Source organism: Burkholderia sp. Ax-1719, assembly GCF_011753055.1.
Taxonomy (GTDB): Bacteria; Pseudomonadota; Gammaproteobacteria; order Burkholderiales; family Burkholderiaceae; genus Paraburkholderia.
On the sequence record NZ_VWWJ01000016.1, the window covers coordinates 157,174 to 179,270 of the forward strand.

The 22,097-nt window shown below is 55.8% G+C and carries 17 protein-coding genes; 5 read left to right on the forward strand and 12 right to left on the reverse strand.

Annotated features, from left to right (window positions below; all coding sequences use genetic code 11):
• Positions 1–7 precede the first annotated feature (7 nt).
• Together F3J17_RS23940 and F3J17_RS23945 are read left to right on the forward strand one after the other, a co-directional pair.
• On the forward strand, positions 8–1,516 hold the full coding sequence (locus tag F3J17_RS23940) for an AAA family ATPase (RefSeq protein WP_167064726.1): 1,509 nt from the start codon (positions 8–10) through the stop codon (positions 1,514–1,516).
• Positions 1,517–1,529: 13 nt separating this feature from the next.
• The gene (locus tag F3J17_RS23945) at positions 1,530–2,480 is read left to right on the forward strand and encodes an HNH endonuclease (protein ID WP_167064728.1); all 951 of its coding nucleotides are present in this window, start codon (positions 1,530–1,532) and stop codon (positions 2,478–2,480) included.
• A gap of 1,295 nt (positions 2,481–3,775) precedes the next feature.
• Here F3J17_RS23945 and F3J17_RS23950 read toward each other — a convergent pair.
• The 12 genes from F3J17_RS23950 to F3J17_RS24005 form a co-directional block, all read right to left on the reverse strand.
• Entirely contained in the window at positions 3,776–4,483 is a 708-nt protein-coding gene (locus tag F3J17_RS23950; protein WP_205194932.1) for a GntR family transcriptional regulator, read from the reverse strand.
• Between the two features lie 72 nt (positions 4,484–4,555).
• A complete protein-coding gene (locus F3J17_RS23955) occupies positions 4,556–5,587 on the reverse strand; it encodes a proline racemase family protein (protein WP_167064730.1) in 1,032 nt (343 codons plus the stop codon).
• Positions 5,588–5,599: 12 nt separating this feature from the next.
• Positions 5,600–7,081, reverse strand: a complete 1,482-nt coding sequence (locus F3J17_RS23960; RefSeq protein ID WP_167064733.1) for an aldehyde dehydrogenase family protein — start codon at positions 7,079–7,081, stop codon at positions 5,600–5,602.
• A 12-nt stretch (positions 7,082–7,093) separates the two neighbouring features.
• Positions 7,094–8,386, reverse strand: coding sequence for an FAD-dependent oxidoreductase (locus F3J17_RS23965; protein ID WP_167064735.1), 1,293 nt, complete (start codon positions 8,384–8,386; stop codon positions 7,094–7,096).
• Between the two features lie 129 nt (positions 8,387–8,515).
• Positions 8,516–9,394, reverse strand: a complete 879-nt coding sequence (locus F3J17_RS23970; RefSeq protein ID WP_167064738.1) for a dihydrodipicolinate synthase family protein — start codon at positions 9,392–9,394, stop codon at positions 8,516–8,518.
• A gap of 34 nt (positions 9,395–9,428) precedes the next feature.
• Positions 9,429–10,094, reverse strand: a complete 666-nt coding sequence (locus F3J17_RS23975) for an amino acid ABC transporter permease (RefSeq protein ID WP_167064741.1) — start codon at positions 10,092–10,094, stop codon at positions 9,429–9,431.
• Positions 10,095–10,104: 10 nt separating this feature from the next.
• The gene (locus F3J17_RS23980; protein ID WP_167064745.1) at positions 10,105–10,776 is read right to left on the reverse strand and encodes an amino acid ABC transporter permease; all 672 of its coding nucleotides are present in this window, start codon (positions 10,774–10,776) and stop codon (positions 10,105–10,107) included.
• A gap of 7 nt (positions 10,777–10,783) precedes the next feature.
• Positions 10,784–11,614 carry an amino acid ABC transporter ATP-binding protein gene (locus F3J17_RS23985; RefSeq protein ID WP_167064750.1) on the reverse strand — a complete coding sequence of 277 codons (831 nt, stop codon included), beginning with the start codon at positions 11,612–11,614 and terminating at the stop codon, positions 10,784–10,786.
• Positions 11,615–11,963: 349 nt separating this feature from the next.
• Positions 11,964–13,109, reverse strand: coding sequence for a porin (locus tag F3J17_RS23990; RefSeq protein ID WP_167064753.1), 1,146 nt, complete (start codon positions 13,107–13,109; stop codon positions 11,964–11,966).
• A 136-nt stretch (positions 13,110–13,245) separates the two neighbouring features.
• A complete protein-coding gene (locus F3J17_RS23995) occupies positions 13,246–14,076 on the reverse strand; it encodes a transporter substrate-binding domain-containing protein (protein ID WP_167064756.1) in 831 nt (276 codons plus the stop codon).
• 379 nt (positions 14,077–14,455) lie between these two features.
• Positions 14,456–15,010, reverse strand: a complete 555-nt coding sequence (locus F3J17_RS24000; RefSeq protein ID WP_167064759.1) for a hypothetical protein — start codon at positions 15,008–15,010, stop codon at positions 14,456–14,458.
• A gap of 588 nt (positions 15,011–15,598) precedes the next feature.
• On the reverse strand, positions 15,599–15,979 hold the full coding sequence (locus F3J17_RS24005) for a hypothetical protein (RefSeq protein ID WP_167064762.1): 381 nt from the start codon (positions 15,977–15,979) through the stop codon (positions 15,599–15,601).
• A 1,423-nt stretch (positions 15,980–17,402) separates the two neighbouring features.
• On the opposite strand from F3J17_RS24005, the gene F3J17_RS24015 reads away from it, so the two are divergent.
• The 3 genes from F3J17_RS24015 (at position 17,403) to F3J17_RS24025 (ending at position 22,071) form a co-directional block, all read left to right on the forward strand.
• Complete coding sequence (locus F3J17_RS24015; protein ID WP_167064768.1) at positions 17,403–17,855, forward strand: helix-turn-helix domain-containing protein; 453 nt, start codon at positions 17,403–17,405, stop codon at positions 17,853–17,855.
• Positions 17,856–18,224: 369 nt separating this feature from the next.
• The gene (locus tag F3J17_RS24020; protein WP_167064770.1) at positions 18,225–20,981 is read left to right on the forward strand and encodes a P-loop NTPase fold protein; all 2,757 of its coding nucleotides are present in this window, start codon (positions 18,225–18,227) and stop codon (positions 20,979–20,981) included.
• 241 nt (positions 20,982–21,222) lie between these two features.
• Positions 21,223–22,071: an abortive infection family protein gene (locus F3J17_RS24025; RefSeq protein ID WP_167064773.1), complete on the forward strand. Its 849-nt coding sequence runs from the start codon at positions 21,223–21,225 to the stop codon at positions 22,069–22,071.
• Positions 22,072–22,097: the final 26 nt, after the last annotated feature.

Consider the following 22,097-nt stretch of genomic DNA (forward strand, 5'->3'; position numbering starts at 1 on the left):
TCATGTTGTGATTATCGATTACGTATTAATTGACCACGTACGCGCGGAGATAGGCTCCGCCTCCCGCCGATTTCCCGACTATTTCGGTATCGACTCGATGGCGCTCTTGCTGGGCAAAAACGGAGCCGGCAAAACTCGATTGTTGCTGAACGTAGCCGAAGTCCTGACGAGAGGTACTGAGTTCGGTGACCAAGGTCACTGGGCAGCTCGAACGGACGACGACGATAGCTTCACTTCTGATGCTAAGCGGCCTCCTGATGGCTTCGGAGTCGTCTACTTCACGCCCATCCCATACACCAGGTCGACGGACGTTCACCCCCGCTTTGTAGATGCATCTCGTATTCCAGCCAAGACACTTCAACCGTACATGTTTCGACGGTACGATTGGATTGCTGGAATACTCGACGAAACGCACCGCCCACTGAAGGCCCGCATCTGTTATCGAAAGAGCATTGTGGAACGAGCTATCGTCCCATTCATTCTTGATACAGATAATGAGTGCCGGCTCAATGACGGAAGTTTAGAGCGTGAACGCGTAAGAGTGCTTGAGACTCGCCGAGAAACCCAAACACAAATCGTCCCGCCTGAGTTCGTACGCGCAGTCTCAAATTTCTTGCATTCTAGGCTATCGAAGAATGGGCACGAACATCGGCTTATCGCGCTCGCTACGCTTGAGCGCCAAATAAGGCGCGTGGGTCAACGTGCAGCTGTCATTTCATATTTCCTTAAAGCCTTCGATTTGGCAAGCGTATCGGAACCTGGGCTACTCGAGGACCATAGTGACCTCGCGCGTGCGTCCAGCGACTTTGACAAAATCTACGAGAGCACCTTCAACGTTCTTGCGGCTTCTGAGCACATCGACACAATCAATGATAGGACCGTCGAAGGTATCGAATTCGAGAGCAATTCCGCTATAGTTGATATTGTCATTAGGTCTCCAAACTCCGCAGTGGAGTTTTCTTGGTCCGACCTGAGTTCGGGATTGCTTTCACTTATCCAGCAGTTTACACGCCTTGACTATGCGGTCGCACGCCTGCGCAAGAGCGCCATCAAGTCCGTGCTGCTGCTTATTGATGAAGCGGACGCATTCTTACACCTCGATTGGCAGCGTCAATATGTCGAAAACCTGAACACGTTTCTATCAGAATTGAAGCGACATCACAACTTGGACTCGTTACAAGTTCTGATAGCGACTCATTCACCGGTTATCTCTGGAGACTTTCCTTCCCCGATGGTCCAACGACTAGACAGCGAGCGATCTGAGCCATTCAAGACCTTCGGAAATTCGCTTGACTCGCTAGTTTTTGATGCGTTTGAGACCTCATCCATCGGCTCATTTGCAGCGAAGAAAATACGCATCCTACGCGAGCGATTTCTACGGGGTGAGCTTGATGACGAAGACCGAGCACTTATCAAAGAAATCGGCGATCCAGGGCTGCAGCGAGCGGTGCTGAAGGGGCAAGCCAAAATGGCTTTCAACATTCCTCCTAGTCCGTCGGGTAAAGCATCAGATTGAGGCGTTATAAACTATGATAATTGAGATTCCCGACGTCTGGACCACGGCAGAGGAGCAACATGAAGCTTACGTCCTCAAACGCGTAAGCATTGAGATGGCCCGTGAGCGCAAAAAAGCATACGCTTCAAGAGCGCTAATGGACTTCGATTGCTTCCTCAATGCTCAGTTAAAGAACATTGTCGATTCGAAAACTAGAGATTTCTCTACAGTCATTGATTGCTTTGATTCAATCTTTCCAGATGGGAGCAGAAAACGTGAGGATGCTAACGCTTTGGCATCCCGAGTTTTCAACTATGAAAAGTTCCGAGATGGCAAGCACAATTGGGATGCGTATGCTTTGTACGCGTGTTCTCGTTACTTCGTCTGCCCCTACTGTCATATCACCCCTGTTAAAGCGGCTAATGGCTCCATGGACTTCCGGGGTGACCTCGATCACTTTCTTCCTCGAGGCGAGTTTCCGTACCTTTCACTATCTTTGGGCAACCTAGTTCCTGCCTGCAAGGATTGCAATTTTAGCGGTGCAAAGGGAACCACTAATCCGTATATCACGCCCCTACTTAACCCGCTGAAAGACAGTAATGAGATAGTTTTTCAATTGATGCCCAAAGATTCCAGCGACCCTACACTCGTAGCTATGCGTGGTCAAAAGGCGGACTACGAACTTCGCGTCATCGCTCCAAATGGGGTTGAAGCCGCAATAAATTCCCTAACCACGTTCACGTTGCAGGCAAAGTACGAAATCTATCTACCTACCGCTCATCGCATTGCAAGGCTAGGACTCACTCAAGCGTGGGCACAGTCGATAGACAAAGAAACTGGAATTGAAATGGATGTTGAGGAGAGCATAGGATTTACATGGGATGGTGACGAATACAAAAATTTTCCTCAAGGAAAAATGCATCGGGATATTTTTCAGTCCTCGGAAGCTAATGCGGAACTTGTAGCCGCCTTGGAGAAGCCCTGACAAGACACTTTGTGTTTGCTTAAACTGCGCCTCGCATTGTCGACGATGAATCGATTCGTATGCTGCCTTTGCTGCCCGAACGTCATAGCGAGGCAATGACCTTGCGCAGAATCTTGACTGCATCATTCTCAGGCGTGCAGGAAGTCGGCTAAGCGTCGCAGCGCGGCCAACTCCTGCTTTGTATGCTCACGCGTGCTATCCCGTCGCGGGCGAGAGTGTCGAGTCGCACTAGCGGCTCGACAGCGGACACGGTCATCTTCCCTATAAGCACCGTCATGAAGTCGCTGCCGAGGCGAGCGACGGTGTATCACTCACCCACCTCTCGGCTGGACTCTTGTCTCGCTCTTAGGGTTTGCGGGTGGCCAGCTCAACCGCGATTTTCTGAACCTCGTCTAACTCCCACTGTGCGATTTTCGACTTCATGCCCCTATGCTCTAACGCACTCTTGCATACTTTCCTCTCGTCGGCATCACGTTCTCTTTAAGCGGCAATCATGCCGTGCACCTATGAAAATGGCTTAAGAAGATCCACTAGCTACGAGGTCCTGGATGTAGCTCCACGGTTTATGCTGCACTGCGGCGTCCGTAGCAAAGGCAGCAGCACAAATGTTTGACCTTGCCAAGACCAAATTCACATGCTCGTGAGTAAGCGGACCGCGCAGTAAGTCTGAGCTGCGCAGGCAGTCGCATCCTCTGTGATATCCTGGTGGCATACGACTTGCACAGGCTCAAACTGACAGCCATGTCGCGGATGGAGATAATCAGGATGGGTCAAAGAAGGCGTGACAGCATCGTCGCCTAGCTGCTGCGCAGGATGGCCGAATTCGATGTCACCCCAGAGGACATTGAAGGCTCAATCGCGGAGGATCAGCGTCGACTCGAGGCGGTGAAGATCGTGACGCCGCAGTGAACACTTAGGATGGCGACGGCGTAGGCCACAAACAAGGTCGTATACGTTGACGCCCATTGATTGAATTCCCTCCCGTCAAATACCATCGCGACCAGAATGCTAGTTGGTCCGGCCTAGAGGAACGTGGTACCGTCGACCGATGGACTGTAACGCGCTGCGAAGGGTTATTTGAGCAGAGAATCGTCTTGAGCAACAAGACTGAACAGCAAGCAATCGAACTACATCAACAGCTCGCGACGCTGGACGGCGTATTACGTGCAAGAGTCCTACATCACTTTGCTCGTAGCTCCGGCATAGTTGCGCGCGTCGACTGATTCGGCCAATTTGGGCCCAGCCCCATACGACCAGGCCCGAGGTCTAAAGCGAGAATTACGGGGTACAGCTACTCACGAGACCGCAATAGATTCGGTCATGTTTTGCCGCATGTAATCAAGGAAGCGCTTCTGGAAGAGCATCGTATGTTCGTGCGCGAGCTTCTCCGCCAGGTCTGCGTCCTTTCGTTGAATCGCATCGATGAGCTCGCCATGGTCACGTCCGAGCTTCGTTGCCGCCGGCGATGTGACGGTGAAATCGAAATGCAGGTGCGTCAGTCGCTGACCTTCGCCCAGCAGACGTTCGTAGTACCCGACGAAGTACGGATTATTCGCAGCATGTGCAATGGCGATGTGCAACTGCTTGTTCGTCTCGGTGAGCGCCTCGGAGTCACCGCTCTCCACTGCCCTCATGTAAGCGTCGTCGGCCTTCTGGATAATCGCGAGGTCTTCGTCCGTGCGATGCAGCGCCGCAAGACGCGTTACCGCGCGCTGGATCAGGTCCAGTGCGGAAACGTACTTGGGAAACTCCTCGATTTCCAACGGAGTTACGAGCGTCGTCCGGTTCGGCAGAATCGTGACAAGCCCTTCGCTAATGAGCCGAGCAAGAGCATCACGCACGGGGGAGCGTGACAGACCAAACTGCTCCGCGAGCGAAACCTCATCAAGCGGCGCGCCTGGCTTCAGCTGCAACGTGAGAATCCGCCTGCGCAGTTCCTCATAGATGTAGCGGCCGCCGTGCCGGCGGCCGCTCACCTCAGTTTCAGTCGTGTCTTTGCTCATCGTCGTACCGCCGTCATCGTGGGCCCGGAAGGACGGGCGTGCATGAAAGTTTAACATCGCGCGCCCTGTGCCTTAGACCTTCGGAAACCCCGCGCCCCATGTGTCGCTCAGCATAAATCCGGCCGACAGCGGGTCATCGGGGTCAACCCCTATCTGCTGGAAACCATACACCCACGCCCGACCATAAACGCGTGGCAGGACCGCCGCGCGGCCGGCAACCTCCGTTTTCCCTAGCAGCTCAATCGAGAACTCGCCCCCGATTGTTGAGCGCGAGGTCAGACGCGTGCCGATGTCCGCGTTGCCACGCGCAGCCAGGGTAGCCAGATTGGCAGAGCTCCCGGTTCCGCAGGGCGAACGGTCCACGCGCCCAGGTGGGAGCGTCGTACACGTCTGGTACAACTCATCGCTCACGCGGTTGCGGAACATCACATAGGCGACTTCGTTAATCTGCGGATAGAGCGGGTGCTGAATCTCAATCTGCTGGTTGATGATGTCCTTCAGGGCGACGCCAAGTTCCGCGAGTTCGCGCGCGTTCGCGGGGGAAATGTTGAGTCCCACCTGCCCAACGTCGACGAGCGCGTAGTACACGCCACCAAACGCGATATCAACGCGGATTTTGCCGAACCGTTCCGTGTCGATACTGAGGTCGAGGTACTCGACAAACGAAGGCACCATATCGAGCGAAACACCCGTGCAGCGCCCGTCCTGACAGGTGGCGCGCGCCGTGACGAGACCGGCTGGCGTATCCAGCACGACGGTCGTCTCGGGCTCCTGCATCTCGACCATGCCCAGTTCCAGCAGCGCCGTGACCACGCAGATGGCGTTGCTCCCGGACATCGGATGAGCCTTGTCCGCCTGCAGCACGATGAAACCCGCATGGGCTTCAGGTCTGGTCGGCGGCAACAGCAGGTTCACCGACATCTGCAGGCAACCACGAGGCTCAAGGACGACAAGTCTGCGAAGGCTGTCGTCGACCTCGTTGATGTAGTTCATCTTGTCGAGCATCGTCTCGCCCGGGATTCCGAGAACGCCACCCGTGATGACCTTGCCGATTTCGCCCTCGCAATGCACGTCGACAAGCTGAAGCGTCTTCTTCCAGCGCATGATTGAGCTACCTTACTTGATGTACCAGCCCCAGGGCTGGTCGCTGTTGTAGCGGGTAATCTGCTTGGTTTCGAGGTAGTTGTTGAGCCCCCATTCGCCAAGTTCCCGTCCAATGCCGCTCTGTTTGTAGCCACCCCACGGCGCTTCGGTGAACGTCGGCTGCGAGCAGTTAATCCAGACGATGCCAGCCCGGAGATTGCGCGCCACACGCTCACATCGCGCGTCGTCGCGCGACATCACAGCGGCTCCGAGACCAAAGCGCGAATCGTTCGCTGACCGCACGGCTTGCGCTTCGTCATCGAACGGCCGGATGCAGACGACCGGCCCAAAGATTTCCTCGTTCCAGACCCAGCTGGTTTCCGGCACGTCGGCGAAGACAACAGGCTGCATGAAGTAGCCCTTGTCCAGATGCGCGGGTCGGTTCCCACCGGTGACAAGGCGCGCGCCCTCTTCCACACCGCGCTCTATCGCTTCGCGAATCTTCTCGAACTGCCCCTTGCTGACGATGGGACCGAGCAGCACACCTTCCTGCAGTCCACTTCCGATGGTAATTTTCTCGGCTTCCCGCGTCAGGCGTTCGAGCAGCTTGTCGTAGATGCCTCGCTGAACGAGCACACGAGACGTCGCTGAACACACCTCGCCCTGATTCCAGAAAATGCCGAACATAATCCATTCGACAGCCGCCTCGACGTCGCTGTCGTCGAACACAATGAACGGGGATTTGCCGCCCAGCTCAAGGCTCACGTTCTTGATGTCGCGTGCCGCCGCCTGCATGATGCGACTGCCCGTGGGGACGCTGCCAGTGAACGCCAGCTTGTCGATACCCGGATGCTCGCTCAAAGGCGCGCCGGCGTCCTTGCCAAAACCCGTGACGATATTGAGCACGCCGGGCGGCAGGTCTGCTGCGGCCACGATATCGCCGAGTTCGAGCGCCGTCAGCGGCGTGAGTTCTGACGGCTTGAGGACCATCGTGCAACCGGCAGCCAACGCCGGTGCGACCTTCCACGCCGCCATCAACAGCGGGAAATTCCAGGGGATGATGGCGCCCGCGACGCCGATGGGTTCTTTGCGCGCGACCGAACTGAAACGGTCGTCGGACAGCGTAACCGGCGTCTCTGCGTTCTCGTCGAGCTTTTCAGCGAGGCCCGCGTAGAACTCGAAGCACCCTGCAGCATCGCCGAGGTCCCACAGGGCTTCGGGAAGCGGCTTACCGTTGTCGCGCACCTCTAGCTGCGCGAGCTCGTCAATGCGGTCGCGAATGCCCTTGCCGATGCGGCGCAGGACAGCTGCGCGTTCAGCACCACTCATGCGGGGCCACGGACCTTCATCAAATGCCTTGCGCGCCGCTTTAACTGCGAGGTCTACGTCCTCGGCAGTCGCGGCAGCCACTTTGGCGATGACCTGCTCGGTGCTCGGGTCAATCGTTTCGAATGTGCCCTTGTGCACGGGCGCCACCCAGCGACCGTCGATGAAGAGATGCTCGTACGATTTCATGTATGTGTCTCGTCAGGAAAAGCGGTACGCACTAAACGGCGCAAGATTCTGTTTCGATGAACGGGCGGCGACCATGTCCGCAATCAATCGCCCCGTGGTAGCGCCTAGCGTAAGGCCAAGCTGCCCGTGCCCAAAAGCCATCAGCACATTTTTCAGGCGTCGCGACCTGTCGATAATGGGCTTCGTGTCGGGCAGAAACGGACGGTACCCAACCCCGTACTCGACTGCCGACGTTCGGAGTTCTGGCAGCACGCGCTTCGCCTTCTCGAGGATGATGTCGGCACGCTTGAAGTTCGGCTTGGCACCTCGGCCTGCAAACTCGATGGTGCCGCCGATTTGCAGACCACGGGTCATCGGCGAGAAGCAGAAACCACCGTCGGCGTAGATAGTTGAGTGTCGGATTTCAACACCCGGGTCTTTCAGCACCGCTTGATAGCCGGCGATTCCTTCCAGAGGAACGCTGACACCAAGGGCCCCGAAGAAACGGCGCGCCCCTGTGCCAGCCGCGACGACGACATGCTGTGCCGCAACGCCCTCGCCATTTGCGAGCGTCACACCTGTTGCTCGTCCGTTCGACTCATCGATGCGCGTTGCCTCCGTTCGCACGCGAACGCCGCCTTGCTCGACGAAGCTCTCAGTCAGTGCAGCGATGAATCCCATCGTGTCGCTAACCGCACGCCAGTCCGGAAACATCAGACCGTGAGCAAACTTGCCAGCCAATGCCGGCTCAAGGTCACCGATTTCCGCGGCGTTCAGGCGCTGCGATTTGAAGCCCAGCGACTCGCGCAGCTCAAGATGCGGCAGCTCATGCTCGAGCCCACGCGGGTCATCGAATACTTCGAGAATTGGTCGTTCGCCCATGAGCGCTTTGTCTTCGCACGCGGCGAGGAGCGGCGCGTAGTCGGCGTACGCATCGTGGGTCAGCGTCGCCATGGCGTTCGCAATATCCACAATCTTCGACTGTCGCGCGCACATGAGGAAGCGGAAGAACCACGGAATAATTCCTGGCAGCGCGCTCGGCCGCAAAGCCAGCGGTCCCTTCTGGTCCATCAGCCAACCCGGGACTTTCATGATGATGCCCGGCTTGGAAAGCGGAATGATTTCGCTCACCGCCATCTGTCCGCAGCTCCACTTCGCTGTGCTATTGCCCGGCGCTTCAGGGTCCACCAGCGTGACGCGAAGCCCTGCGCGCTGCAGATAGAGCGCGCAGCACACGCCAACAATGCCACCGCCAATGACGACCGCTGATTCCTGCGTGGCAGGGGTCGTGTCGCGAGCGGAAAATTCGTGAGGAACGGCGTTCACTTCAGATACTCCTGCAAACAGAATCCCTGAGCGTTTGGCTGTGCGTTCGCCGCGCGATTGATGAGTCGGCTCATTCGATTGACTTTATCGTTGGGGCGCCGACGCAGGATGCTGCGCCGGCAACATAGGTTACGCCTGCGCTGCTTCGAAGACGGCGCGGAACTCCGCCTTTTCTTCTTCAGTCAGCGGCTGCAGCGGCATGCGGGCCGCTCCTACCTTGAAGCCGGCCAGTTCACAACCGTACTTCACCTTCTGCACGAACTTGCCGGCTTCCATAGTCGCCATCACCGGGAACAGCGAACGCATCACGTCTTGCGCGCCACGGATGTCGCCAGCTGTGAACTTGTTATAGAAGTCGATGACAGGCTTCACAAAGCAGTTCGCCGGCCCGCAAATCCAGCTGCTCGCGCCCCACAGGAAGAAGTCGAGCGCCTGGTCGTCGGAGCCGCACGACAACTGATAGTTGCCCTTGTACTTCTCGCCGATTTCGATGGCACGCAGCAGGTTGCCGCTACTTTCCTTGATGCCCACGACGCGCGGGTTGTCCTTGAATGCATCCAGCACACCGAAGCCAACTTCCACGTTCGTGCGCACGGGGTAGTTGTAGAGCACGACGTTCACGTCCGGCACTGCCTTCAGGATAGCCTCATAGTGGCCAATGAGTTCTTCCTGCGACGGCAAGGCATAGTACGGCGGCGCGATGAGCACATTCTTGTAGCCTGCGTCGCGGACCAGCTGGACCTGTTCGATGACTTCACGCGTGCAGGAACCGTTCGCGCCACCGATGAGCGTACCGCGCTCGCCCACGACTTCAAGCACCGTCTTCAGGATTGCGCGACGCTCATCGTGCGTCAACGCATAGTATTCACCCGTCGAACCGAGCGGCACGAACCCGCTCACACCAGCCTTCAGCTGAAACTCGAGAATGCTCGCAAGCGTGTCATGGTCGACTGCGCCCGATGCGTTGAACGGCGTAACGAGAGCCGGCAGGATACCTTTCATCTGCATGTGTTTCTCCACTTCTCAATAGAGGGGTTGAGGTTTAATAGGCGAAGCGCCTGAGCAGTTTTGTCTCGACCACGCCGACAAGACGCGTCAGCGGGAAAGCGACCAGGAAGTAAATGATGGCGACGGTGGTGAGAAACTCGACCGGACGCGCGGTGCTGTTCGAGATGTTCTGGCCGACGAACATCAGGTCGGCAACACCTACCGACGAAATCAGCGCGCTTTCCTTGAACAGGCTCACGACGTTGGAAAGCAGCGGAGGAATCGCGCGCAACAGGGCCTGCGGAAAAATGACGTAGAGAATCTTCGCTTGCGGCGAGAGGCTCAGTGCAATGCACGCGTCGTGCTGCTCTGACGAAATCGACTTCAGCGCACCACGAAACGTCTCGCTCGTGATAGCCGCCATGTACAGGGTCAGCGAGATGACCACCGAGACGTACGGCGGAATCGGAATCCGGAACACCACCGGGAAGCAGAAGAAGACCCAGAACAGCTGAATGAGAAGCGGCGTACCGCGGAAAAACTCAACGTAAAGCGTCGTCGCTATCTTCGTCCAGCGCGACGGCGACATGCGCAGCAGGCTCAACACAAAACCCGCGAGGCTGCCGATTACCGCACAACTGCTCGTGAATGCCAGGGTCAGCGCCAGCCCTTTAAGCAGGACAAGCCAGTAAGGCAGGACCGACGAAAAATCGAGATTCATGCTGTTCTCCTTAGCGCTGATGGGCGAGCTCTTGACGGCGTTCAATCACTGTCACGAGCCGCGCAATCGGAAGTGAAAGCGCGAAGTAGATGAGCGCAACAACCGTGTACGTTTCGAGCGGCCGATATGCCTGAGTGGCGAGGTTCTTGCCCACGTACATCAGGTCTGCGACAGCCACGATTGCGACGAGCGCGCTCTGCTGCAGGCTGCCGATACCGTTTGTCATAAGAACCGGCATGGCGCTGCGCAATGCTTGCGGGAGAACGACATAAAAAGTGCGCTGCCAGGGCTTGAGGCCAAGTGCGACGCAGGCATCGAGTTGCTCCTTCGGTACAGCCTGCATGCCAGCGCGATAGGCTTCTGCATTGAACGCCGTCAGATTCAGGCCAAGGGCGAGGACGCCCATCCAGATAGGGTCGATAAACACATCGACCATCATGGGGATGCAGTAGAAAAACCAGACAATCTGCAGCAACGCCGGCGTGCAGCGAAAGAACTCAATGAAGAGTTGCGCCGGCCATCGCACAACCAGCCAGCGGCTCATCGCAAGCAGGCAAAGGAGAAAGCCGAGCACGAGGCCCATGATGTTGGAAGCAATCGCCAGTTCGACCGTGACGCGCAGCCCGTCGAGCAGTGAGCCAAGGCTTCCTTCCAGAAAGCGGAAATCAAAGGTGTAGTTCATGGCGGCCTCAGTCGAGATGGATGACCTTCTCGAGGAATTCGCGCGTACGCGCTTCCTTGGGGCACTTGAACATCTGAGCCGGGGGGCCCTGCTCGATAATCTTCCCGCCTGCACAGAAGACAACACGTGTCGCGATATCGCGGGCGAAGTGCATGTCATGGGTCACGATAATCATGGCCATCTTCTGCTCGGCAAGCTGCAACATCACGTTTTGCACCTCGACAACCATCTCGGGGTCCAGCGCAGACGTCACTTCGTCGAACAGCATCAGCTTCGGCTCGAGCATGAGCGCGCGCGCAATGGCGACCCGCTGCTTCTGGCCACCGGAAAGCTGACTGGGATATGAGTGCAGTTTGCTTTCCAGCCCGAGGCGCGCGAGATACATGCGCGCGCGCTCGGTAGCGTCAGCCTTCGAAAGACCGCCCACCTTCACCGGCGCCAGAATCAGGTTTCCAAGCACAGAAAGGTGCGGAAAGAGCGTGTAGTGCTGGAACACCATGCCAATCTGCTTTTGCAGCTTCGGGTCGATGCGCTTTGAGCGTCCCGAGTCCTCTCCATAGATATACGGCTTTCCCTGGAAGCCAATCTGCCCCCCCTGAATGCCCTCGAGGCCCATCATGACGCGCAACAGCGAGCTCTTGCCACTACCGCTCGGGCCGATGATGACCAGCCTGTCGTCAGCGCGCATGTCGAGGCTCATCCGGTCCATGACCACAAGGTTTTCGCCGTAGCGCTTGTACACGTTCTGGAACTGGACAAAGTCACCCATCGAAGCTGAGAACTCCAGTGCGGTGGGCGGAACGTTTGGGTGAGCGGCCATGGTTTGCATTGACAACATGAATTCTCTCCAGCGGTGCGCGCGGGGGCGCGCGAGATGGGAATCAAATCTGACGCTTGTGGATGGGCCCGGAGCTGTTAGGTCTCCCGACCACAGTGCGCTTGCGTTGAGCGCTGATATGCCTGTTCACCGCTACAACCGCCGGCACCCATTTTTTGGAACACATCATTGTGCGCTTTGTTGTGTGCATCGTTGTACACATACTAGGCCGTCAAAAACTGGTGTGTCAACGGAAGAGTCCGGATTTCCAGGGAAAACACTGGGCCCGCGTAGCAGTCAGATGCTCATGGCATCAATGAAAAAGGCAGCAGCGCGCCTTCGCGCGCTACTGCCTCTACAGACACTTTCATCAGAACTTATGTCGGATGCCCGCTCGCAGGACCAACTGGTTAGCAGTTGACGAGACGCCATCGGCACCAGGAACGTACGCTACGTCGAGAACCGAACCAGTTTTGTCGCCAGCGGCATGTTGGTAGCCACCTTGCACGTAGACATCGGTCCGCTTGGATAGGTTGTAGTCCGCCATCAGCCCGGCCGTGTGGAACTGTGGATGGAGCTGACCGCTGCTGGCATTGAAGCTCGTACGTGTGTACGTGTAGGCAGCGCCGACGAAGAACACCGGCGTGAACTGGTATTTCGCGTTAACCTCAAAATTATTGAAACGCAGCGAGGACAGCGTTGCGCCGCCGGACGGCGTGATTGCGCCCACGTAACCGGAGCTCAACGGCTGCTGCACAAGCGTGTTCGTGTAGGCAAAACCGACCGTTGCGCTGCCGAACGTGTAGTTCAAGCCCGCTCCGATGACACGCAGTCGTGCCGCCAGGAAGTTCTCATCGCCGCCGTTGTTGATTGCACCAATTGCAGAGGAGGATGGGTTGTTCGCCTGAAGGTAGGCCGCTGCGAGCAGCAAGCCGCCGGTCGCGTATTGCATGCCGACGCTGTATTGCCGGTTGTTTGCGAAATTCGTGTCGTTGCTGAAGCTATAGGTGCCACCGAACTGCAGCCCGGAAAAGGTCGGGCTTGTGTACTTGACGGTGTTGTTGACGCGGAACGTGTTGTCCGTATTGTCGTTGTCGTACGGATGGGAAAAGAGGTACCCGCCCCAACTGCCATTCGCCGTGGTTTGAGCGAGATAGTCCACGAGGGAGTCGTATTGACGACCGAGCGTGACACTACCGTAACGGTCACTTGCAAGGCCCACATAGGCCTGGCGACCGAACATAAGCCCACCCTGTCCGAGCTTGCCATTGTTCACGTCGAAGCCGTTCTCAAGCTGAAAGACTGCCTGTAGTCCGCCACCCAAGTCCTCTGCGCCCTTTACGCCCCACCGGCTACCCTGCGTATAGCCGCTTTGGAGCTCATACACCTTCCCGCCTTTCACGTTGTTGGTGTAGTCGAAGCCCTCATCGATGACGCCATAGAGGGTGACGGAACTCTGCGCGAAGGCAGGTAAGGCGACGCTCGCTACTGCGGCACCGATAATCAATTTTTTCATTAGTTGTCCAAACCTGTTTGGTTGCAATGAACCGTTATTTTTGATTGGATTTTTTAGTGCGCGAAGTGAATCGACACCGTCGCCACTCCGCGCAGTACTACGCGCCGCTCCGTGAGAGATGCGGCGGAACGGCTCATTACTTGTTCGTCACAAGCATTGCCTGAACCGACGTCTTGATAAGACGATTGACTGCGCCAGACTTCACCTGCGAATTGAGGAAATCGTTGAGTACAGCGAGGTCGGCTGGGGACGTGTCTTTCCTGACACCGAAGGAGACCGATTCCTGAGCGAGAGGCGGATTGGGATGAATTGCGACGGCCCAGTCGGGATGTGCTTCGGTCAGGAGCATGTTCGTAATGTTCGCGTCCGCCAGCAGGTCTGCGCGCTTGGACATCATCGCCAGACGGGTCTCATCGTTGCCCGGGAGACGCATGATTTGCGCCTGCTTGACGACGCTGGAAATCGCCTTATCGCCGACAGTGCCCGACATCACCGCAATGGTCATCCCGGGTTTGTCGATATCCGCAATGCTTTTCACGGTCTTCGGGATTTTTGGATTGTTCTTGTTGTAGACCAGTGAGACGTTGTAGTCCGTCGCTGGCACTGAAAAGGCGATGGCCTTCTCACGCTCGGGCGTATCGTTGAGCGCCATCGACAGATCCCATTTGTCGGACTGAAGGCCAGCGACAATGTTGTCCCACGACGTGTCCACGAATTCGACTTTCACCTTGAGCACGTTCTCACCGAAGCTGCGGCAGAGGTCGGAGAAAAACCCACTGTAGTCGCCAGTCTTCGGGTCGCGCATCACGTACGGCGGCGCGACGGCGGCACCACATCGCAAAACACCAGCTTTCTTGACACTCTGCCAGGTGCCTGTGTCTTGCGCATGGGCTGTACTCACGAACAGGCAGCTCGCTGCAAACAAACCTGCAAAGGCATGACGGGTAATGCGGGACAGCCGAACCATGATGACATCTCCAAATTAAGGGTAATCCCGTAGCTATCTCACCACACATCGCTGCGCACTTAAATGTGTGCAACCATGTACACATATTAGATAGCCAAAATTTGTACTGTCAACAGGCGATTGCCCTAGCGGACACGGCACTCGAGGAGACCTTGGGATAACGGTGACTACACGCGCGCGAGAAAATGCTACGACGCATGAGTTGGCATGGAATGAGCGGAAGCTGCTGGGTACTGGAACGGGTCAGGTGCGCCACTTCATCGAAGACGGCGACGAACTGGCGAAGTTGGACTGGAACGAGGGCGAGGGTCATCGCGTCGGATTCGGCATCTTGCCTGGGCTCGAACTCGCAGCTGTGGTGAACGATGCAGCTAGACGGCTATTTCAATAGCGCCGTTCTGTACCACGTGCGTATCAGAGTTGTGATTACAGGCTCGCCGGCGTCAACACATTGATGCCCGAGCTTGTACATTGTTGAGTAGAGCAGGAAGAAATGCAGCCCGAAGGTATCCATCAACTCACAGTAGGTGACGATGCCCTTTCGTTTCGCCACTTCTATAAGCCATTCACGAATCATCGACAGCTTCATCGCGAAGTTTCCAGTAGACACTCCTACCTCGTGCGCGGCTGCATCAGGGAACTCCCCTTCTGCAGTTGCCTTGTGCTGCTGCGAATGTTGAAAGAGGTCGCCGTTGGCGAGACTACTGAGGACCGCGACAATCGCGCCGTCCTCTGTGGTCTCAAGCCCGTCAATTGCGTAAACTGCGTCTTCACGATAGTCGGCAATCTTTCGCGGATGGGCGTTTGCATCCTCGGCGCGCGCGATTACGGTGTATCCCGCATACGTGCCTGAGCAGAGCTGCTTTAGATGGCGGATGCGCTCATCAAGTCCATATGAGTTCCGACCAAGATACGCATCGGGTCGCTGACGCACGACGGCGCGACGCGCTTAGTATTTTTTACAGAGTATTCATGCTCCCAAGTTCTGAGCAAGACGACTCCTTCGCGAAGCGCTCCCCATGACCAGCGCTTGTTTTTAAGGGGCAGTCCATGACGTTCAAAAAGCTGGGTGATTGACTTTGCTATCCCCGTTTAACCGTCCCCATAGACAAGACTTCTGAAAGAAGAGAAGAAGACGCCGACTGAGGCGTATGCCCCTGATATGGTCGAGATATCCTGATAACGACCATGAGAGCCGACGCATCGGCGGACACTTACCGAACGAGTTTGCAATCTACGAATGACATGCTACACATCAAAGAAATCTGATATCGGCCAATATACCAAGCCATCGAGCGCTGCGATTCCAAACTTGCACGCAGCATAGAAGCGCCGGTCGTTGATACCACTGCTTTGGCAAAAGCGTTCCGACGACACAAATGCTCCGCGACGCACGATTCGCAGCAAACTCAGACGAACCCGCAGGCAAGGGTTTCGCCGCGTATTGCTGCCAGAGCCGGAGCCGGTCTACTGAGTGTTTGTGCTCTGCCTCGGCCGTTCAAGCTTTCTAGCCCTTATGGCTTCATAGCGCGGCGAGGATTTTGAGCACAATCTCGATGGAATCGTCCTCCGGTGCGTAGTAAACCGGCTCGCCATCCCAACGAGGAAAATCGTAAGTCTGAATGCTCGCGCGCGCAATGCCATTGCGAGCATGTATGCCAAGTCTCACGACTGGCATCACATCGTTCCCAACTTTACGCGCGACGACTACTGTCATGCCGTCGCCAGTCGGGCGGCCCACCGTATATCGCTCGCCGCACAGCTCGAGTACCTTTTCCGCCTCTTCAAGGATGCCGAAAGGCTCCCTACCGTAGGGGGTCACGCTGCCCTCAATTTCGCAAAGCAGCGGCAACGGGGCCTCATCGGCAAAGAACTCACCGTCGTAAATTAAGATTATTGGCATTTTCGGCTCCAAGACCTTAGTACCGACAACTAATAAGCTGTCGAAACGATTGGTCGCATGCTACTGAGTCGTCGACGAGGAGAGCAAATCCACAGTCTTGCGATAAACGCGCACTGCAAGCTCGCATGCCTCCCGAATGCGCATCTCTGGTAGAGCCGGGGTTGCTTCGGTCGTCCACCGAGCGAGTAAGACAACCTTCCTTTGGTCATCGGGTGATGTGCCGAACGCGGCAAGCCCTGCGCACAAGAGCTCATCACTCGGATGCTCTCGCCCGCCGACTTCAAGGCCACGCGTTTCAGCGACTTCGCAGAGACAAAAATATATGGCTTCAAAAGCACATCGCATACGCGTGTGCGGCGAAAGAGATTTGTCGTGTGCATCGCACAGGTAGCTTCCGCTGATGGCGACACGAGGGCGCGCTCGTTCGATAGCCGGCTTCCTCCCTCGAATAAGTCGGCCAAACAGGAATCCAGCGGCGGCGCACATTGCAAGCAGAATTGTCAGTCCTGCGAATGATGCAATCAACGAAGACTCCTAACCGTGCAGAAAAACAGGTCTGCAACTCGGGTTAAGCGGTATGCCAACCCCTTTGCCGATTGCGGTGATTGCCCGAGGCACCACCGTCTGTTCGCTCGTCCGAGCAACGGGAACATAACCGTAGTCCCATCAGTAACGCGGCTTGCTCGAGCATTGTCACGTCGGACAGCGACGAGGTGCGCCCACGACCATCGAGTAGGGCAACGCGCGCCAAGCGCCTTTAAGCCGTGGCAGACGGCGAAGCTGGCTCACGAACTTTGCAGTGGCGCGTGACAAGTCGTTCAAGACGCTTCACCAATCGTTGGCCTTCACGTGTCGTCAGAGCATCGAAGTAGACGCTTCCACGTCCGATGGCTGTCAGTTCTTGGTCCGTCAAGTCACTTATAGACATAAGTGCGCCTTCAGCTACTGCGTGAGCTTCGATAGCGTGAAGCCAAGTGCGACGTATTAGGTCGTGCTCTACGCGGAGAAGGTTCTTGATGTGGTCGTCTGGCGCCAACGATGCAAGGTAGTGGAATACCTTGCGACCAAGCCATCGGAGCAATGCAAGACGCCATTCCACTTCCCCTGGCATTTCTTCCGGCGGCAGCTCATACAACCGGCCACCCACTTGCATCGTGGCTGGGGTGCCTGCAAGCGCCATCACCGCACGCGTTGTTGCCGGAACGTATCGCAACTCAAGTGCGTCCATGTCAGCTTTTCCAATCACTTCTCAGTGTGAACGCCGGGCGAGAAAGAGACTGGCCTCGGCAGCGTTGAGATAACTGTCAGTGTAGACGCTTGCGTTGTATATGTAAACGACGACAACTCCAACGTAGACAACGCTAGAGCCGTAGACATCTAGGTTGTCTACGGGAGAATTTAGTTTTCTTTTTAGACAATGCAGATGTCGCTGCAAGAGCGATTTATCAAAAATTTGAAGCGCTACCGTGAGTCGCTCGGCTGTTCTCAGGAGGAGCTCGGCAATCGGTTGGGCTCAGACAGGACGTCCATAAGCCGGTACGAGCGCACATCGTCGCGAATGACGATTGAGCGCGCTGATGCTCTGGCTCGCGCTTTAGACATCGACGTTCGAGTGCTCCTTGACACGCCAGAGGACCGCCCCATTTCCCGCAAACCTCCCGGCGCCCCCGTTTCCAGCCAACTGGTCGGGCAAAATGTGCACATCCGCCGTACGACGGAACGGATAAGCCAGAAAGAGTTTGGCAATCGCGTGGGGATGGACAGAAACCATGTTTCCCGCATCGAAGCGTCGACCAGTCCGGCTGCCGCGCTGCAATTGACAACATTGGAGAAGCTCGCAGAGGCATTTGGCATCAAGCCGACGGACCTACTCTAACCCCGAGGAGCTTGAGTTCTGTAGGGTTGGTCTACTCTGACTTGCCGCCAACAGGGCGCTTCGCGCTCGGATAGAACAGCGCGTGGTGGCAGTAGTCAAGGGTGGCCTTCTACCAGCATGGAAAATCGCGAGCCAGTTCGGGTTGGCACATCGGCGTACACGGTGACGCAAAGGCGGATGAACTTCTTTGCGAACGACTCAATTTGCGAAGTGCAAGAATCACGTCATCACGAGAAATGCAGAAGCTTTCGTTCGCCTCTAAATTTTTGCCAAGTATCTGACAGCGGCTTTACATCCACTGCTTTCAGCATTGGTCCAAGTTGAGCGAGCAGAGTTTTATAAAAATACGAGAGACCAATCAAAGTGTCGATGCAAAAGACTCCGACGTTGCTTTTAGACGAGCCGTCAGTAGAAGACAATCTGGGTGGTGCCCATAAAAAAATAGCGAAAACCATTGCTACCTTGATTGAGACGTCGCCAGGAGGGCAGACTATTCGATTGGACGGCACGTGGGGCTCCGGAAAGTCGTCGGTTGTCCGCATGCTAACTGAGCGCTTGGAGCCATCAGGGTCTGAAGGTAATGAGCGAGCGGCGTCGCTTAAAAAAGACTTCGCTGTATTCCTTTATGACGCTTGGGTTCATTCAGGTGACCCGCTTCGCCGTGCTTTTCTATCGTCACTAGTCACAAAGCTGGAAGACCGAGGGTGGTTGAACGAGGATGGCGAGGGTTCCGCGAGCCATGCTTTCTGGAAACGTAAGCTCGCTAATTTGAGTCGCCGTCTGAAAGTCACGACAAAGAAGACCAAACCTATCTTCTCCTCGACGGCTAAGAACGTCCTCGCGGGCTTCGCTGCAGTCGGCTTTGCTGCACCCATCTTGGCAGAGCTTGAAAAGAAGCTTGTCGGCTCCGAATCAACAGCACGGCTTGCTATTTACGGGGGAGTGGCCGTCTTGGCCGCCTTTGCATTAGTAAGGTCGCTAACGTCAGAAATTATCGGCTTCATTATTCGTAGAAATACCGACGAAGAAACCGTCGAAACCAATGAAGAGCCGGAACCCACCTCCGTGGAGTTTCAAGAGGCATTCGGTCAACTGATGGAAGCCGCCCTTTCTGTGGACGACCGGCGCCTCCTCATAGTCATTGACAATCTTGACCGCATTGACCGCTCTGAGACGCAGTCTGTGTGGACCCTGTTACGCTCGTTTCTCGACAACCCAAATTTTTCCAACAAAAAATGGTTTCGTCGCGTGTGGGTACTCGTCCCAGTCGCAGACGAAAAGCGAGTTTTGCTCCCGTCGGTCGCAGATATAGTCGACAAACAGGAATCTGAGTCCCCACCCTCATTCTTCGAGAAGGTGTTTCAGCTCAGATTTTCCCTTCCGCCCCCTATGTTGCACTCATGGAAGAATTATCTGAATGCTAAGCTCATTCGTGCGTTCGGCGAAGACCTGACAGGCGACTATGACGAAATCCTGAGACTCTATGAAGAACTTGTATTGAAGTCTCCGCTAACGCCTCGGGGAATCGTCTCTTTCGTGAATGAACTGGTCGTCATGAAGCTTGAGTGGGGTGCAGCAGCATCTCTATCAAGTCTTGCAGCGTACCTTCTATCCAAGGAGCAACTCTCGGAACTTAGCTGCAATCCGCCGGACTCCGTAATCAGCATCTTGCGAGAACCTGAACTCGCCGACACCTTCGCAATGTTGCATCTGCGCGCCGCGAATCGAACTGAAGCGTCATATCTCTCTGCGCGTCCACGACTTGAAAAGGTCTTGGACAATGGTGACTCTGAAGGACTGACGAGGCTATTTAGCGACAGCCCGGCTTTCGGTCATGTACTCGACCGCTTTATCCGGCAAGACCTCAGCAATCTCGAGTCTCAGCAAGAGCGCCTGCTGCAAGCAGCGAGAGCGTTAGCGCCGGTACTGAAATCTAATGATGAGCGAATTAAACTCCCAGCCGGAGCGCTGAAACATCTTGAACGGGTGATGATTACGACATTGTCCGCCGGTCAGACTTTGCGACTGCTGAATCCAAATCTGTCCGCAGGTCTGACCGCATTGTTCGAGATAGTGCATGACGGTGAGCAACTGGCGAACGTTGTTATCACTATGTTGCGCGCTCTAGCCGATAAGGAACAGTCACATGGGCCTTTGAATAAACAGATAGAAACTAATTTTGAAGCATGGGTCACTTCATTGACGGAGGTCTTGGGTACTTCAGAAATCAGGAGGCTTGCTACGCAGCCTGATTTCAGACCAATCGCATTACCCATTGACAATGATGCGTGGTCAAAGATGTGTCTGATTCTCACTAGAGGAAGTCAAAAGTGGGCTCTCAGGTGCTGCAGTTCACTAGATGGCGATTCGTCTGAAATTTCGTGGCTGCAAAGCCAGCTTAGTCTTTCACGTACCACGCCCGAAAAAATTGCCCTCGTCGCATACCGGCTCGAAACTGGCGATGGACGTTATTTTGACGCTGCGGCAAGGGGCATGATTTCTGGATGTACCGAGCAAGGAGTGACAGACGGAGAAAGCCTCGCCTCGCATTTGATATCAATTGCGACCCCTTTGATTAGGCTAGACAAGGAGCGCCTCCTTCCGCATCTGCAATGCTTGATGAAGAGCAATACGCTACTTAGTCTTTACGGGAAGTTATCGACGAGGGCAGATTTGGAGTTTCAGCGCGCCATTCTTTATTTTCTTATTGCGTACGCCAGCAATGGTATCCCGACAATTGAAGCTAACGACGCGACCGCCAAGCAGAGCGCAGATTTGGGCGCAGCAGCTAAAGGTCTGGACGTCTTCAAAGGAATTGGCGAAGGCAGGCTTGGTCTGACCACAACTCAGGCTGAAGTTTTCGCCAATGCGTTCATCTATCTGAATCAGTATGATTTGCTTAAGCTCCTAAGTGCAGTGTTTGGAACGCGCGGCATCGTCGGAAGCGTCACAATGGCTTTAAGTCATAGTTCCGCGCTGCTCGGACTCCTGTTCGAAGGGGACGACCCAGACAAAGCTGGCAAGGATTTTTCCGAGAAGCACATTGTTGATGAACTTCGCCCGATGTTCGTCAGCAACCTCTATTCCAAATTGTCGCCAAGCCCGCCGTCGATTGAGGGCTCTTAGTTTTGCACACTGGGTGGGATGCGGAAATGGATGCAGCGCTGGCAAAATTGAATGTGGATTGTGAGCATGGCGCTGCGCAATCAACGGTGTGATTGACGGCTTGACCACCGCCATTTGTGGGGTAAGTGATTCTATGTCATCGTGTGTTTAGCTTACCGACTTAAGCGGACGGGTAGTGACGACTCTTGAGTCGACGACTATCCACCGGCCCCCGGAGTTTCCTTGACTGGAGCACAAAACGGTGTCTGATAACAAAAAATCTAGCGCGCCGCTGACCGAGTCAATTGCCACGGCACTAGCATCACTCGTCGGAGATTCGCAGGCTGAACGACCACGAGCACCAAGTCATTCGGACCTTACATTTCTGCTGCAAACGCACGGACTTGACGGACCAGACCCGGCAAAGCAGGGCTCCACGGGCAAAGCCAAACGGGTTCGCACTGTCCTCTACTGGGCAATCGAATTCGACAGGGAGGCCGGTGAACGGCTGGTTGCTGCCATCGTCTCTCAGGTGCGCGGAAAGGGTGGATTCCGACCTGATTCCGAAAACTTCGTCGGTGTCGACGCAATCAGGAATCTCACTGACGCCTTTCGGTCGGAGGGGTATGAACTGGCACCAGACGGAGTTCTCCGGGCGGTGTTGCTTGATAGCATGTCCGGAGCGCAATTGATCGAAGCTTTGCAGACGTATGTCCGGCGCGCCAAGACGGGGGCTAGTGATGCAGCTTTGGTGACAGGAACTGGAAAGGACCTATTGGAAGCCGTCTTGGGCCACATTCTGACGGAGCGGGTGAAGGGTTACTCGGCGAGCAGCAATTTCCCAAGTCTGCTCGCTTCGGTATTTGAACGCCTTGGGCTCGCGTTGCCAATGCCGGGTCAGCATCCTCCCGCGGGAGAGCCGGCACAACGCCAGGTTGAGCGGTCCGTATTCGAACTTGCGATTGCGCTCAACAGACTGCGTAACAAGGAGGGCACTGGCCACGGTCGCCCATGGAATCCGTCGGTCTCAAACAGCGAAGCACGCCTCGCGATTGAGAGCATGGGTTCAATCGCGGAATTCTTGCTGGCAAGGCATGCTGAATACCGCTGACGCGATTGATGCTTGGAGTGATGTAG